Origin of the sequence: Streptomyces pluripotens (genome assembly GCF_000802245.2) — a bacterium.
GTDB lineage: Bacteria > Actinomycetota > Actinomycetes > Streptomycetales > Streptomycetaceae > Streptomyces > Streptomyces pluripotens.
Genome location: NZ_CP021080.1, coordinates 4,099,230 through 4,114,497 on the forward strand (window position 1 = coordinate 4,099,230; position 15,268 = coordinate 4,114,497).

General features: G+C 70.5%; 13 protein-coding genes. 10 read left to right on the forward strand and 3 right to left on the reverse strand.

What is annotated here, in order from left to right:
- The first annotated feature begins 74 nt into the window (after positions 1–74).
- A complete protein-coding gene (locus LK06_RS18620; protein WP_039650746.1) occupies positions 75–2,189 on the forward strand; it encodes an ABC transporter ATP-binding protein in 2,115 nt (704 codons plus the stop codon).
- A 137-nt stretch (positions 2,190–2,326) separates the two neighbouring features.
- Positions 2,327–3,277, forward strand: coding sequence for an EamA family transporter (locus tag LK06_RS18625; protein ID WP_039650749.1), 951 nt, complete (start codon positions 2,327–2,329; stop codon positions 3,275–3,277).
- Between the two features lie 347 nt (positions 3,278–3,624).
- Here LK06_RS18625 and LK06_RS18630 read toward each other — a convergent pair whose 3' ends face one another.
- From LK06_RS18630 to LK06_RS18640, 3 genes are read right to left on the reverse strand one after another with little or no spacing between them, the layout of a single operon-like run.
- Positions 3,625–3,951 carry a DUF1048 domain-containing protein gene (locus tag LK06_RS18630; protein ID WP_039650751.1) on the reverse strand — a complete coding sequence of 109 codons (327 nt, stop codon included), beginning with the start codon at positions 3,949–3,951 and terminating at the stop codon, positions 3,625–3,627.
- A gap of 1 nt (position 3,952) precedes the next feature.
- Entirely contained in the window at positions 3,953–4,309 is a 357-nt protein-coding gene (locus LK06_RS18635) for a DUF1048 domain-containing protein (RefSeq protein WP_039650753.1), read from the reverse strand.
- A complete protein-coding gene (locus LK06_RS18640; protein ID WP_039650755.1) occupies positions 4,306–4,632 on the reverse strand; it encodes a PadR family transcriptional regulator in 327 nt (108 codons plus the stop codon). Before LK06_RS18640 ends, LK06_RS18635 begins: the two co-directional genes overlap by 4 nt.
- Before the next feature lie 424 nt (positions 4,633–5,056).
- Between LK06_RS18640 and LK06_RS18645 the strand changes: the two genes are divergently transcribed.
- The 8 genes from LK06_RS18645 to LK06_RS18680 are packed head-to-tail and all read left to right on the forward strand — an operon-like array spanning position 5,057 to position 15,212.
- Positions 5,057–5,851 (forward strand): TIGR03084 family metal-binding protein, encoded by a 795-nt coding sequence (locus tag LK06_RS18645; protein ID WP_039650757.1) that lies wholly within the window; start codon positions 5,057–5,059, stop codon positions 5,849–5,851.
- Entirely contained in the window at positions 5,848–7,587 is a 1,740-nt protein-coding gene (locus tag LK06_RS18650; protein ID WP_039650759.1) for an acyclic terpene utilization AtuA family protein, read from the forward strand. Before LK06_RS18645 ends, LK06_RS18650 begins: the two co-directional genes overlap by 4 nt.
- The gene (locus LK06_RS18655) at positions 7,584–9,182 is read left to right on the forward strand and encodes an acyl-CoA carboxylase subunit beta (protein WP_043406414.1); all 1,599 of its coding nucleotides are present in this window, start codon (positions 7,584–7,586) and stop codon (positions 9,180–9,182) included. The genes LK06_RS18650 and LK06_RS18655 overlap by 4 nt, the downstream gene beginning before the upstream one ends.
- 8 nt (positions 9,183–9,190) lie before the next feature.
- The gene (locus LK06_RS18660; protein WP_043433088.1) at positions 9,191–11,044 is read left to right on the forward strand and encodes an acetyl/propionyl/methylcrotonyl-CoA carboxylase subunit alpha; all 1,854 of its coding nucleotides are present in this window, start codon (positions 9,191–9,193) and stop codon (positions 11,042–11,044) included.
- Between the two features lie 7 nt (positions 11,045–11,051).
- The gene (locus LK06_RS18665; RefSeq protein ID WP_039650765.1) at positions 11,052–12,212 is read left to right on the forward strand and encodes an acyl-CoA dehydrogenase family protein; all 1,161 of its coding nucleotides are present in this window, start codon (positions 11,052–11,054) and stop codon (positions 12,210–12,212) included.
- 27 nt (positions 12,213–12,239) lie between these two features.
- A complete protein-coding gene (locus LK06_RS18670) occupies positions 12,240–13,874 on the forward strand; it encodes a 4-coumarate--CoA ligase family protein (protein WP_078858779.1) in 1,635 nt (544 codons plus the stop codon).
- Entirely contained in the window at positions 13,871–14,605 is a 735-nt protein-coding gene (locus LK06_RS18675) for an enoyl-CoA hydratase family protein (protein WP_039650767.1), read from the forward strand. Before LK06_RS18670 ends, LK06_RS18675 begins: the two co-directional genes overlap by 4 nt.
- A gap of 4 nt (positions 14,606–14,609) precedes the next feature.
- Entirely contained in the window at positions 14,610–15,212 is a 603-nt protein-coding gene (locus tag LK06_RS18680) for a TetR/AcrR family transcriptional regulator (RefSeq protein ID WP_039650769.1), read from the forward strand.
- The last annotated feature ends 56 nt before the right edge of the window (positions 15,213–15,268 follow it).

Here is a 15,268-nt window from a genome sequence, read left to right on the forward strand (position 1 = left end):
GGAAAGGGGTCGATGGCGCACCGTCGACCCCTTTCCCCTGTCGTCCAAGAAGGTGATGCAGAAGGGAATTCGTGATGGGTGAAGAGGGAGAGGAATACGGGTACGACACCCCCAGCATTCCTGCTCGCACCGCATTCCGCCGTTTCTGGCCGCTCACCGGCGGGCTCAGAAAATGGCTTCTTCTGGCCTGGTCGTGCACGGTGCTCGCCGCGCTCGCCGAGACGGAGGCGGTCCTGCTGTTCGGTGACCTCACCGACCATGCCTTGCAGGGCTCGCCCACCGCGTTCTGGAGCCCGGCCGCGAAGTGGCTGGGTATCGCCGTGGCCGGTGCGCTCGTCGCCTACGTGGGCAACTCCCTTGCCGCCTGGGCGACCGAACGATTCGTGATGAGGCTGCGCGCGCACGTGTTCGACCACGTCCAGCAGATGCCCCCGCACTTCTTTCAGCGCCACCGCCAGGGCGATCTGCTCTCCCGACTGACCAGCGACGTCGAGGCGATCGAGACGATGGTGGTGTCCGGGCTGCTCGGTGCCGCCTCGGCGGCCTTTTCCGCCCTCTTCTACGCGGTCGCCGCGTTCTGGATCCGCTGGGACCTGGCCGCCGCCACCTTCGTCCTCGCCCCCCTGTTCTGGCTGGCCGCCCGCCGCTTCTCCAGCTCCGTCAAGGACGTCTCCCGCGAGGGGCGGGTCGCTGACGGAGCGATCACCTCCGTGGTGGAGGAGTCGCTCGGCAACATCGTTCTCACCCAGGCCTACGACCGCCGGGGCGCGGAGCGACGCCGGCTGCAGGAGGAAGCGAACGCTTGGTTGCGCGCATCCGTTCGCTCCGCCCGTCTGAACGAGGCCTACGAGCAGCTCGTCCAGGTCATCGAGACGGTCTGTGTGCTCGCCGTGATCGGCATCGGCGCCTGGGAGATCTCCACCGGCCGGATGACGCTCGGCCAGCTCCTCGCCTTCGCCGCCTTCCTCGGCTACCTCTACCCGCCCGTGCGTGGTCTCGCCCAGCTGGGTCTCACGGTCACCGCGGCCACCGCCGGCGCAGAGCGGCTCATCGAGATCCTGGACGTCAGGCCCTCGGTCACCGACCCCCGCCGGGCCACGGAGACCGGACGCCCGGACGGCACGGTGCAGGTGCGGGACGTCTCCTTCCGCTACCCGGGTGCCGCCGGGGCTGCTCTCGAAGGGCTGTCCTTCACCGCCAGGCCCGGCGAACTGGTGATCATCACCGGCCCGAGCGGCGCGGGCAAGTCCACGGTCTCCAAGCTGCTGCTCCGCTTCTACGACCCGGATGCGGGTGACATCCTCCTGGACGGTGTACCGCTGAGGGACTTCCCGCTGGCCCGGCTGCGCGAGTACGTCACCCTGCTGCCACAGGAGACCCTGGTGCTGCACGACACGATCCGCGCCAACATCGCCTGCGGTCGGCCCGGGGCAAGCGACCAGGCCGTCGAGGAAGCCGCGAAGGCCGCCGACGCGCACGACTTCATCCTCCGGCTCCCCCACGGCTACGACACTGCGATCGCCCCCGGCTCGGCCCGTCTGTCCGGCGGTCAACTCCAGCGGCTCGCCATCGCCCGCGCCATTCTGAGGGACGCCCCCGTCCTGGTCCTGGACGAGCCCACGACCGGCCTGGACGCGATGGCTGCCCGCCGGGTAGTCAGGCCACTGCGGCGGCTGATGGCCGGCCGCGCGACGATCATGATCACTCATGACCTCAACCTCGCCCCCGACGCCGACCGCATCATCGTCGTCGACCGGGGCCGCATCGTGGAGACCGGTCGTCACGAGGAGCTCCTCGCCCGGGGCGGGGCGTATGCGCGGTTGCACCGCTCACAGAACAATGCGGTGATGGACACGGGCGAGTTGCGCATGCCGCTGTGGGAGGAGGTGCGGGCGCGCGAGCACACGCCGGGAAGCCGACACCCAGACGGTCAGCCCGCCCAGCCTGCCCAACCCACCTGGTCCGCTCCGGGACCCCGGCCCGTCTGCCGGTCCGAGACCGCTTCCCCGCCTGAGGCCGCCCCTTGGCCCGACGCCGCCTCCTGGCCCGAGGCTGCCACTTGGCCCCGGCCCCGTCCCGCTTTCCAGCCCCGTCCCGAGCTCGCATCCGAGGCCCACCACCGCGTCCCGACGACCCTGCCCGACGGCCGGCCGCTGTTCCGCGACGAAGATCCCCGGGGTGGCGGCTGAGCGAGATGCGTCTCACCATCCAGGACAGTGCCGTAAAGCAGTGACACTCCTGTTGAAGTCTATTACTGTGGACTTGGCAGTACATCATGATGAACAAGATCCTTGCCGAGTCAGCCCCAGGACCTCCAGGACCGCCCGTGAGCACCGCCAGCAGCACGTCCGACGCCAGCGCCACCACCCCTAAGTCCGTAGCCCCGAGACCGCCGGGTGCCCCCAGTCGCCTCGGCTCGCTGGGGCCCGTTGGACTGGTGCTGGCCGGCGGTATTTCCGTGCAGTTCGGTGGCGCCCTCGCGGTGACCCTGATGCCGCGGGCCGGTGCGCTCGGAGTCGTGACGCTGCGTCTGCTCGCGGCGGCCGTCGTGCTCGTCCTCGTCTGCCGTCCGCGGCTACGCGGCCACTCGCGCGCCGACTGGAGCACGGTGATCGTGTTCGGCGTCGCCATGGGGGCCATGAACGGCCTCTTCTACGAGGCGGTGGCCCGAATCCCCCTGGGGCCCGCCGTCACCCTTGAAGTGCTCGGTCCGCTGACCCTGTCCGTCCTGGCCTCCCGTCGTGCGGTCAACGCGCTCTGGGCGGGTCTGGCTCTCGCGGGTGTCTTCCTGCTGGGCGGGGGAGGCTTCAGCGGCCTTGACCCCATAGGCGTCGCCTTTGCCCTGGGTGCCGGCTCCATGTGGGCGGCATACATCATCTTCAGTGCGCGCACCGGGCGTCGCTTCCCGCAGGCGGACGGCTTGGCGCTGGCCATGGCCGTGGCGGCACTGTTGTTCCTCCCGCTGGGCATCGCCGAGGCTGGTGCCCGCCTGCTGAATCCCACCACCGTCGCCCTTGGGGCGGCGGTGGCCCTGCTCTCCTCGGTGCTGCCCTACACCCTCGAACTCCTCGCCCTGCGCCGCCTGCCCGCCTCCACCTTCGCCGTCCTCATGAGCTTGGAACCGGCCATCGCGGCGACGGCCGGCTTCCTGGTCCTCGGTCAGTCCCTGTCCGCCGCGGAAGCCGCCGCGATCGGGCTCGTCATCGCGGCGAGTATCGGCGCCGTGCGGACTCAGGTGGGGCGGGGGAAGCCGCGGCCCCTTCCGGACGAGCGGTAGGAGCCGGCCGGCGGTCCAGGTGCGGGAACCGGAGGCACGCGACGCCGTCGTCCAGTTCCAGGCCGAGGGTCACGAGGGCGAGGAGTGAGCGCGAAGGTGCTGCTCGACGGTCACGCAGTGCCCTCGATCTCGGCCCGCAGCTGGGCGGCGGAGGCGCGGGCCCCCTCCGCCTGGACTGCCGCTTTGGGGACGTTGCCGGCGTTGACCCAGCTGAGTCAGGTCGCGACCTGCTCGACCTCCTTGGTGGACAGGATCTGGTGGCCAATCGACCGGTGCCGGTGCGCGCTGCACCGAGGCGAACGAACCCGCTCGGGTGGGCCACGCCCTTCGGCATGGGGCGGCGGGTGTTACTTCGCGGCAGCGCCGGGTTCCCCGCTGATGGATTCCTGGTAGGCGTCCGCATAGGTGGGAGAGTCCTTGACCAGGCCGTCGCAGAACGCGGCGACGTCGGTGCCGATGAGTTCCAAGACTCCCTTGTCCGCGGCCACGCCCTCTTCGAAGAAGTCGACGATCCCGGGGAGCAGGGGCCCGTCAGGCAGGCTGATCGGGCCGACCTTGAACAGGTACTTCTGCATCTCCTTGTAGACGATTTGGTAGTCCGGCGGGAGAGCCCTGACCCGAGCCACGTGTGCCCGCCACTGTTTCTTGCCCTCGATGATGTCTTGGATGCTCACGTCAGCCTCCCAGCCGGCTCAATTTCCTTGCGACGTTCCTGTTCAACTGCTGGCGCCACCGGTCGCGATGGGTTCGAGCCCCTTCTCCACCGACCAACGCCGTGCAAAAGCCCCGGATGTCGTCGCCGAGCACCTCGTGGACGCTCTGCCCGTCCGTCGCTGCTTCTTCGAGCAGCCCCAGGGCGGCGTCGAGGAGCGGTGTCAAGTTGCGGCCGGTGAAGTCCGCATGGGGGGAGAAGTGGCCCTTGATCTGTCCCCATGCCGCCCGGTAGTCGTCTGGCAGGGCCTCGGCCCTGGCTTCGAAGGCCTTCCAATCCCGGGTGAGATCACTGCCCGTGACGGTTTCCCAGAAGTTCATCTCCCGCCCTCCTTGAGCCTGTCGATACGTGAGGAGACGTACTGCCATTTCGCCCAGAACTTCGCCAGTTCCTCGCGTCCGGCGTCGTTGAGCGCATAGAACTTGCGCGGTGGACCGACCCCGGATGGTCGTTTGGTCACCTGGACGAGTCCGTTCCTCTCCAGTCGCAGCAAGATCGTGTACACCGTCCCCTCGATGACGTCGGTGAAGCCGAGCTCGTTCAGCTGACGGGTGATGGCGTACCCGTAGGTTTCCTCGCTGCCGATGATTTCGAGTACGCACCCTTCGAGCGTGCCCTTCAACATCTCCGTCAGGTCGTCCATCGCGGGTGCTCCTCAGCCCTGTCGGTACTACGTGCTAACGAGTACCACTATACGGTACCACCGAGTAGCGGGGTGGCGGCATCTCTGGTGGGTGCAAACTCGGGGCGGGTCGGCGAGGGCCCGAGTTCCGCAGTAGTGGCTACTCGTCGGCCCGGATCGGTCGTCGGTGAGGGCTCATGCGTCAATGCGACCACGCCCGATCCCGCCCGCTGTGAGTGCGCGAACCGCGACAGCGCCTTCGGTCAGCGATCAGGCCCCCCTGTCCTCTGCCGCTGCCGCTGTCCTGGGGCGGGTCGCAGTCGCCTGGCGCGGTCTTCTCAGTGAGAGCGCCCGGGGTCCTGTGTGCGTACCGGGATTGGAACTGCACGGCCAAATTCATGCAAGCGTGCTTGATTGTTTCTTCCTGCGCTGCCATGCTCCCCCCATGGCCGACCCGACGCCCGTGATCGACGATCTCTGTGCCGAGAGTGACGAACTGGACGTGCTCGTCGCTGAGTTGACACCCACGCAGTGGGCACTCGCGACGCCCGCCCCCGGTTGGACCGTCGCTCACCAGATCGCCCACCTGGCCTGGACCGACCAGTCGGCGCTGCTCTCCGTCACCGACGAGGACGGCTTCCGCGCGCTGGTCGAGAAGGCACTGAGCAAGCCCGACTCATTTGTGGACGAGGGCGCGGAGGAGGGTGCCCAGCTGCCGCCCGCAGAGCTGCTGACGGCGTGGCGCGGCGGGCGCACAGCCCTCGACCGGGCCCTGCGCGCCGCCTCACCCGGAGCACGATTCCCCTGGTACGGCCCGCCCATGTCCGTGGCCTCCATGGCCACCGCCCGTCTCATGGAGACCTGGGCCCACGGACAGGACGTGGCGGAGGCCCTGGGCGTCAACCGCCCTCCCACCGACCGCCTCCGGCACATCGCCCGGCTCGGTGCACGGACGCGCGACTTCGCCTACGGCGTCCACGGCCTCACTCCGCCCTCCGGTGAGTTCCGCGTGGAACTCACCTCACCGACCGGCACGTTGTGGTCCTTCGGCCCGGTCGACGCCCCGCAACGCGTGACCGGCCCCGCCCTCGACTTCTGTCTCCTCGTCACCCAGCGTGCCCACCGGGCCGACCTCGCCCTGGACGCGGTGGGGCAGGACGCGGACCGTTGGTTGGACATCGCCCAGGCCTTCGCCGGCCCGTCGGGCGGCGGCCGTCCGGCGAAGGAGGGTCCGGCGTGACGGTTCTGCGCATCGGAAACTTCTCAGGCTTCTACGGTGACCGCTTCACCGCCCTGCGCGAGATGCTCACCGGTGGCGGGATCGACGTCCTCACCGGTGACTACCTGGCCGAACTGACCATGCTGATCCTCGGCCGGGACCGGTTGAAGGACCCCCGCGCCGGATACGCCCGAACATTCCTGCGCCAGCTGGAGGACTGTCTCGGTCTCGCCCATGAACGCGGGGTGCGGATCGTCACCAACGCGGGTGGCCTCAATCCGGCCGGACTCGCGGACGCGGTGCGGGATGTGGCCGGTCGTCTGGGCATCCCGGTGAACGTGGCCCACGTCGCGGGGGATGACCTCCTCTCCCGCCTCCCCCAGGTCCTCGGCACCGCCGGGGCAGGGGGAATCCCCACCGGGACCCTCGCTGCCCACGCCTACCTCGGCGGTTTCGGCATCGCCGAGTGCCTGCGGGCGGGCGCGGACGTGGTCGTCACCGGGCGGGTCACCGACGCGGCGCTCGTCACCGGTCCGGCCGCCGCCCACTTCGGCTGGCGGCCCGGGGAGCCGGGGGTGTACGACCGTCTCGCGGGCGCCGTCGTGGCCGGGCACGTACTGGAGTGCGGGACGCAGGCCACCGGTGGCAACTACGCGTTCTTCCAGGAGGGGGACGTGCGCCGTCCCGGCTTCCCGCTCGCCGAGATCCACGCCGACGGCAGTAGCGTGATCACCAAACATCCTGGAACCGGCGGCTTCGTCGACGTGGGCACGGTCACCGCCCAGTTGCTCTACGAGACCGGCGGGGCACGGTATGCCGGGCCCGACGTCACCGCCCGGCTGGACACCGTTCGGCTGAGCCAGGACGGGCCGGACCGGGTGCGGATCGACGGGGTGCGCGGGGAAGCGCCGCCGCCGACTCTCAAGGCCGGGCTGAACAGGCTCGGTGGTTTCCGCAACGAGGTCGTCTTCGTCCTCACCGGACTCGACATCGAGGCCAAGGCAGCCCTCGTGCGAGAGCAGCTGTCCGACGCGCTCGCCAAGTCGCCGCCCGCAGAGGTGCGGTGGGAGCTGGTACGCACCGACCGTGTCGACGCCGACACCGAGGAGACGGCCAGCGCCCTGCTGCGGCTCGTCGTGCGGGACCCGGACGAGCAGGTCGTGGGGCGGGCGTTGAGCGGGGCCGCCGTGGAACTGGCGCTGGGCAGCTACCCGGGCTTCCATGTGTTGTCCCCACCGGAAAAGGGTGCACCCTACGGGGTCTTCGAGGATGTGTACGTCCCCCAAGGGGCCGTCGACCATATGGCTGTCCTCCACGACGGCCGCCGTGTTCCTGTGCCACCGCCCCAGCGCAGCCATGCCCAGGGCAGCGGCCCCCTGGATGCCGTACCGCCCCCGCCGCTGCCCGCCCCGCTGCCGTCCGGCCCGACCCGGCACGCGCCGCTCGGTCTGGTTGCCGGGGCCCGCAGCGGGGACAAGGGAGGAAACGCCAACGTCGGGGTGTGGGCGCGGTCGGAGGAGGCCTGGCGGTGGCTCGCCCACGAACTGACTGCCGACCGTTTCCGGCAGCTGATCCCCGAGAGCCGGGACCTGCCCGTCGCCCGGCACGTGCTTCCGAACCTGCGCGCCCTGAACTTCGTCGTCACCGGCGTCCTCGGTGCGGGCGTCGCCGCCAGGCACCGTTTCGACCCGCAGGCCAAGGCGCTCGGTGAGTGGCTGCGCTCGCGCCACCTGGACATCCCGGAGGCTTTGCTGTGACGGTTCTGCATACCGCCCTCGACACCGCCGGCCCCGCTTACCGGGCGAACCGCGGGGCCATGCTCGGCAAGCTCGCCGAACTGGAGGCCGAGCACACCAAAGCGCTCGCGGGCGGCGGCGAGAAGTACATCGCCCGGCATCGCGAACGCGGCAAACTGCTCGCCCGCGAGCGCATCGAGCTGCTGCTGGACCCCGACACCCCGTTCCTGGAGCTGTCCCCGCTGGCCGCCTGGGGCAGTGACTACACCGTCGGCGCCTCCCTGGTGACCGGCATCGGCGTGGTCGAGGGAGCGGAGTGCCTGATCACCGCGAACGACCCGACCGTGCGCGGGGGCGCCAGCAACCCCTGGAGCCTGAAGAAGGCGCTGCGCGCCAACGACATCGCGCTCGCCAACCGGCTGCCCTGCATCAGCCTGGTGGAGTCGGGCGGTGCGGATCTGCCCTCCCAGAAGGAGATCTTCATTCCCGGCGGGGCCATCTTCCGCGATCTCACCCGGCTCTCCGCCGCCGGCATCCCGACGATCGCGGTCGTCTTCGGCAACTCCACGGCCGGCGGCGCCTACGTCCCCGGCATGTCCGACCACGTGATCATGGTCAAGGAGCGGGCGAAGGTCTTTCTCGGCGGGCCGCCGCTGGTGAAGATGGCGACGGGTGAGGAGAGCGACGACGAGTCCCTGGGCGGCGCCGAGATGCACGCTCGGGTTTCGGGTCTGGCCGACTACTTCGCGGTCGACGAGCCGGACGCGCTGCGGCAGGCGCGGCGGGTCGTGGCCCGTCTCCACCACCGCAAGGCCCACTCCGACCCCGGTCCGGCCGAGCCGCCCACCTATGACGAGGACGAGCTGCTCGGCATCGTCCCCGGGGACCTGAAGACCCCCTTCGACCCGCGCGAGGTCATCGCCCGGATCGTGGACGCCTCCGACTTCGACGAGTTCAAGCCGCTGTACGGGACGAGCCTCGCGACCGGCTGGGCCAGCCTGCACGGCTACCCGCTCGGCATCCTGGCCAACGCCCAGGGAGTGCTGTTCAGCGAGGAGTCCCAGAAGGCCGCCCAGTTCATCCAGCTCGCCAACCAGCGCGACATCCCGCTGCTCTTCCTGCACAACACCACCGGCTACATGGTCGGCAAGGAGTATGAGCAGGGAGGGATCATCAAGCACGGTGCGATGATGATCAACGCGGTGTCCAATTCCCGCGTCCCTCACTTGTCCGTGCTCATGGGGGCGTCGTACGGCGCCGGGCACTACGGCATGTGCGGACGGGCCTACGACCCGCGCTTCCTGTTCGCCTGGCCCGGTGCCAAGTCCGCGGTCATGGGGCCGCAACAGCTCGCGGGCGTGCTGTCGATCGTCGCCCGGCAGTCGGCGGCGGCGAAGGGGCGGCCGTACGACGAGGACGCGGACGCCGCCCTGCGCGCGATGGTGGAGCAGCAGATCGAGTCCGAGTCGCTGCCCATGTTCCTGTCCGGACGCCTGTACGACGACGGCGTCATCGACCCGCGCGACACCCGCACCGTGCTCGGCCTGTGCCTGTCCGCCATCCACACCGCCCCCTACGAGGGTGCGCGCGGCGGCTTCGGCGTCTTCCGGATGTGAGGGACCCAGTGATCACTTCTGTGCTTGTCGCCAACCGGGGCGAGATCGCCTGCCGGATCTTCCGCACCTGCGGTGCGCTGGGAATCCGGACCGTCGCCGTGTACTCCGACGCCGATGAGAACGCCCGCCACGCGCGCCTGGCCGACACGGCGGTGAGACTGCCGGGGGCCGCGCCCGCGGAGACGTACCTGCGCGGCGACCTGATCGTGAAAGCGGCCCTGGCGGCCGGCGCCGACGCGGTGCACCCCGGCTACGGCTTCCTGTCCGAGAACGCCGACTTCGCGCGGGCCGTCCGCGACGCCGGCCTGGTCTGGATCGGCCCGCCGCCGCAGGCCATCGAAGCCATGGCGTCCAAGACTCGCGCCAAGCAGCTGATGGGCCTCGCACCGCTCGGCGAGGCCGAGGTCACCCAGACCGACCTACCGGTGCTGGTGAAGGCGGCGGCGGGCGGCGGGGGACGCGGGATGCGGATCGTGCGCCGTCTGGAGGAGCTGGAGGCCGCGCTGGAGAGCGCGCGCGCCGAGGCCGCGAGCGCCTTCGGCGACGGCGAGGTCTTCGTGGAGCCGTACATCGAGCACGGCCGCCACATCGAGGTGCAGATCCTGGCTGACACCCACGGCACGGTGTGGCCGCTGGGCACCCGCGACTGCTCCCTGCAGCGTCGCCACCAGAAGGTCGTCGAGGAAGCCCCGGCGCCGGGCCTGCCGGACGCGCTCACTGAGGAGCTGTACGCCCTGGCCGTACGCGCCGCGCGGTCCGTCTCGTACGCCGGCGCGGGCACGGTTGAGTTCCTGGTCGCCGACGGCCGCACACACTTCCTGGAGATGAACACTCGTCTCCAGGTCGAACACCCCGTCACCGAGGCGGTGTTCGGCATCGACCTGGTGGCGGAACAGATACGGGTGGCCGAGGGACAACCCCTGGGAGGGAGTCCGCCACTCCCGCGCGGCCACGCGGTCGAAGCCCGCCTGTACGCCGAGGACCCCGCCCGCGACTGGGCCCCGCAGACCGGAGTCCTGCACCACCTCGCCGTACCGGCCGGCGTCCGCCTGGACACCGGCTACACCGACGGGGACACCATCGGCGTCCACTACGACCCGATGCTCGCCAAGGTCGTCGCCCACGCGCCCACCCGTGCGGAGGCCGTCCGCAGACTCGCCTGCGCCCTCGAAGCCGCCGCGATCCACGGCCCGGACACCAACCGGGACCTGCTGATCCGTTCCCTGCGGCACGAGGAGTTCACGGCCGCCCGCATGGACACCGCTTTCTACGACCGCCACCTGGCCGAGCTGACGGCAACAGCCGCCGATCCGCATGCGCCCCTGGCCGCCGCCCTCGCCGACGCCCACGGACGCTCCCGTTTCGGCGGCTGGCGCAACGTACCGTCCCAGCCCCAGGCAAAGCGGTACGAGATGGCGGGCGAGGAGCACGAGGTCCACTACCGGCACACCCGCGCCGGCCTCGCCGCCGAGGGCGTCCGGGTCGTACATGCCGACGCGCACCTGGTCAGCCTCGAAGTGGGCGGCGTCCAAAGGAAATTCACCGTCGCGCGCTACGGCGACCAGGTGTATGTCAACACCGTCCGCCTCACCGCCCTGCCCCGATTCCCGGCCCCGGACGCCCCACTCACGCCGGGTTCGCTGCTGGCCCCGATGCCGGGCACGGTCGTCCGTGTCGCCGAGGGCCTGACCGAAGGGGCCGCGGTTCGCGCGGGACAGCCGCTGATCTGGCTGGAGGCGATGAAGATGCAGCACGAGATCACGGCACCGGTCGCCGGAACACTCACCGCCCTGCAGGCCGCCCCCGGCCAGCAGGTGGAGCCGGGCACGTTGCTCGCCGTAGTGCAGGAATCCCCTTCCTAGGAGACCCATGACCTCCGTCATCGAGTCCGAAGAACACAAGGCCCTCCGATCCGCGGTGTCCGCCCTGGGCAGACGCTACGGCCGCGACTACCTCACCCGTACCATCACCGAAGGTCGCCACCCCACCGAACTCTGGTCCGAGGCCGGCAAACTGGGCTACCTCGGCGTCAACCTGCCGGAGGAGTACGGCGGCGGAGGGGGCGGGATTGCGGAACTGTCCATCGTGCTGGAGGAATTGGGTGCGGCCGGATCCCCCCTGCTGATGCTGGTGGTCTCGCCCGCCATCTGCGGAACCGTCATCTCACGCTTCGGTACCGAGGAGCAGAAACGCCGCTGGCTCCCCGGCCTCGCCGACGGCTCCCGCACCATGGCCTTCGGCATCACCGAGCCCGACGCCGGTTCCAACAGCCACCGCATCACCACGACGGCACGCAGGGACGGCGCCGACTGGCTCCTGACCGGCCGCAAGGTGTTCGTCTCCGGTGTGGACCAGGCCGACGCCACCCTCATCGTCGGCCGTACCGAGGACGCCCGCACCGGCAGCCTCAAGCCCTGCCTGTTCATCGTGCCGCGGGACGCGGACGGCTTCTCGCGCAACCCCATCGACATGGAACTCAACGCCGCCGAGAAACAGTTCGAGCTGGTCCTGGACGATGTGCGGCTGCCCGCCGCCGCGCTCGTCGGCGACGAGGACGCCGGTCTGTTGCAATTGTTCGCCGGGCTCAACCCGGAGCGGATCATGACGGCCGCGTTCGCCGTCGGCATGGGCCGCTACGCCCTGTCGAAGGCGATCGAGTACGCCCGTGACCGCACGGTGTGGAAGGCCCCCATCGGCGCCCACCAGGCCATCGCCCACCCCCTTGCGCAGGCGCACATCGATCTGGAACTGGCCCGGCTGATGATGCAGAAGGCGGCCCACCTCTACGACCGGGGCGACGACGCCGGTGCGGGTGAGGCAGCCAACATGGCCAAGTACGCGGCGGGGGAGGCCTGCGTGAAAGCCGTCGACCAGGCCGTGCACACGCTCGGCGGCAACGGCCTCACCCGGGAGTTCGGGCTCGCCTCCCTGATAACGGCCGCGCGCGTGGCTCGCATCGCCCCGGTGAGCCGGGAGATGATTCTCAACTACGTCTCCCACCAGACTCTGGGCCTGCCCAAGTCGTACTAGGCGACCGTCGATCCTCTTGGAGGAACCGTGTTCCGCAGTGAGTACGCAGCTGTCCCGCCCGTGGAACTCCCCATTCACGAAGCCGTTCTGGGCCGGGCCGCCGAGTTCGGGGAGCAGCCCGCGCTGATCGACGGCACGGACGGCACCACCCTGACGTACGAGCAGGTGGACCGGTTCCACCGGCGCATCGCCGCCGCGTTCGCCGACGCGGGCGTGCGCAAGGGCGACGTCCTCGCCCTGCACAGCCCGAACACGATCGCCTTCCCGACCGCCTTCTACGCGGCCACGCGCGCGGGTGCCGCCGTCACCATGGTGCACCCGCTCGCCACGTCCGAGGAGTTCGCCAAGCAGCTCATCGACAGTGGCGCCCGCTGGATCGTCACCGTCTCCCCGTTGCTGGAGACCGCCCGCCGGGCCGCTGAACTCGCGGGCGGAACAAGGGAGATCTTCGTGTGCGACGGCGCCCCCGGCCACCGTTCGCTCATCGACATGCTGGCCTCCAGCGCCCCCGAACCGCAGATCGGCTTCGACCCGGCCGAGGACATCGCCGCGCTGCCGTACTCATCCGGCACCACCGGCGTCCCCAAGGGCGTGATGCTCACCCACCGGCAGATCGCCACCAACCTCGCCCAGCTGGAACCGGCCGTCTCGGCCGGTCCTGGCGACCGCATCCTCGCAGTGCTGCCGTTCTTCCACATATACGGGTTGACCGCACTGATGAACGCGCCGTTGCGCAACGGCGCCACGGTCGTCGTCCTGCCCCGCTTCGTCCTGGAGGACTTCCTCGCCGCGATCGAGACCCACCGCATCACCGGCCTGTACGTCGCCCCACCGATCGTCCTGGCCCTCGCCAAGCACCCGGCGGTCAGCCGCTACGACCTGTCCTCCCTGAAGTACGTCATCAGCGCCGCCGCCCCGCTGGACGCGGCGCTCGCCCTCGCCTGCTCCGCACGCCTCGGCCTGCCCCCGATCGGCCAGGCCTACGGCATGACGGAACTGTCCCCCGGCACCCACGTGGTCCCCCTCGACCGCCTGCACCAGGCACCGGCCGGGACGGTCGGCAGGCTCATCGCCGGAACCGAGATGCGGATCGTCTCCCTGGACGACCCCGGCAAGGACCTCGGCGCCGGTGAGGCGGGCGAGATCCTGATCCGCGGACCCCAGGTGATGAAGGGCTACCTCGGTCGCCCCGATGCCACCGCCGACATGATCGACGCCGACGGCTGGGTGCACACCGGGGACGTGGGCCAGGTCGACGCCGATGGCTGGCTCTTCGTCGTCGACCGGGTCAAGGAACTCATCAAGTACAAGGGGTTCCAGGTGGCGCCCGCCGAACTGGAGGCACTGCTGCTCACTCACCCCAAAATCGCCGACGCCGCCGTCATCGGCTCCCGTAACGAGGACGGCAACGAGGTCCCGCACGCGTTCGTCGTCCGCCGGCCGGACGCCGAGGACCTGACCGAGAACGAGATCCTCATGCACGTCGCCGAACGCGTCGCCCCCTACAAACGCATCCGCAAGGTGACCTTCACCGACACCGTTCCGCGGGCCGTTTCCGGCAAGATCCTCCGCCGTGAACTGCGGGACCGTGAACCTGGACCGCATGACCGCGGAAGCGAACCGAGTGACCGCGCACCGCGCGCACCGCGGGAGCAGCCGTGACACCGATCGCACGCACCCGCGCGCGGGCCGTGGAAACCCTCAGCCTGGACGCCACCGCCACCCGCAACGCCCTCTCCTCGGCCCTCGTCTCCGGCCTCGCCGACGCGCTGACCGACTGCGGCAAGGACCCGGAGGTACGGGCGGTCGTCCTCACCCACACCGGCACCACCTTCTGCGCCGGCGCCGACCTGCGCGACCCACCCGCCCCCGAAGCGTTGGTGGACTTGCTCCGACAGATCATCGAGCTACCCAAACCGGTCATCGCCCGGGTGACCGGACACGTTCGCGCGGGCGGCCTCGGTCTCCTGGCCGCCTGCGATCTGGCCGCCGCCTCCCGCGAGGCCACCTTCGCCTTCACCGAGGTCCGCATCGGTGTCGCACCGGCGGTGATCTCCCTCTGTGTCGTCCCCCGCACCGACCCCCGCGCCCTGGCCCGCTACTACCTCACCGGTGAACGTCTCGACCCGGCCGAGGCCGTACGCCTGGGCCTGCTCACGACCACGGCCGAGGACGTGGACGAGGCCCTCTCCCCCATCCTCGACGGGCTGCGCCGTTCCTCCCCCCAGGCCCTGGCCGAGACGAAGCGGCTGCTCACGGCTAAGGTGCTGGAAACATTCGACCGGGACGCGGCCGACCTGACTGCGCTCTCGGCCCGGCTGTTCTCCTCGGCCCAGGCCCGGGAGGGGATGACGGCCTTTCTGGAGAGACGGGACGCGGCATGGGTGGTGTGAGCGCGTGAGCACGACGGCGGAACGTGAACGGGTGCCCAAGCAGGACCGCAGCCGGGCCACTCGGCAGCGGCTGCTGGAGGCCGCCGTGTCCTGCCTCGCCGAGCACGGCTGGGCGGGCTCCACCGTCGCCGTCGTCGCCGAACGCGCCGGTGTCTCCCGAGGGGCTGCCCAGCACCACTTCCCAACCCGCGAGGACCTGTTCACCGCGGCCGTCGAGTACGTCGCCGAAGAACGCTCCACGGCGCTCAGGGCCCTGTTCCCGCAGGGCGCCGTGGAAGACCGCCGAGCCATTGTCGCGGCCCTCGTCGACCTCTACACCGGCCCCCTCTTCCGTGCCGCCCTGCACCTGTGGGTCGCTGCTTGTGACGAGGAACAGCTGCGCCCGCGCGTGACCGAGCTGGAGGCCCGTGTCGGGCGCGAGACCCACCGCATCGCCATCGACCTCCTCGGCGCCGACGAGAGCCTTCCCGGTGTCCGTGAAACCGTCCAGGGACTCCTGGACATGGCCCGCGGCCTCGGCCTCGCCAACCTCCTCACCGACGACACCGCCCGCCGCGAACGGGTCGTCGCCCAGTGGGCGGGACTACTGGAGCAGGCGCTGGGCTGAGCGGCGCTGCCGGGCCCGGCACCGGGCGACGCGCACTGCGGGCCCGGCGCCCGCGC

Excerpts from the sequence above, each read along its gene's own strand:
- LK06_RS18620 (WP_039650746.1), top strand. The coding sequence starts at position 75 with ATGGGTGAAGAGGGAGAGGAATACGGGTACGACACCCCCAGCATTCCT.
- LK06_RS18635 (WP_039650753.1), bottom strand. The coding sequence starts at position 4,309 with ATGAACTTCTGGGAAACCGTCACGGGCAGTGATCTCACCCGGGATTGG.
- LK06_RS18640 (WP_039650755.1), bottom strand. The coding sequence starts at position 4,632 with ATGGACGACCTGACGGAGATGTTGAAGGGCACGCTCGAAGGGTGCGTA.
- LK06_RS18645 (WP_039650757.1), top strand. The coding sequence starts at position 5,057 with ATGGCCGACCCGACGCCCGTGATCGACGATCTCTGTGCCGAGAGTGAC.
- LK06_RS18665 (WP_039650765.1), top strand. The coding sequence starts at position 11,052 with ATGACCTCCGTCATCGAGTCCGAAGAACACAAGGCCCTCCGATCCGCG.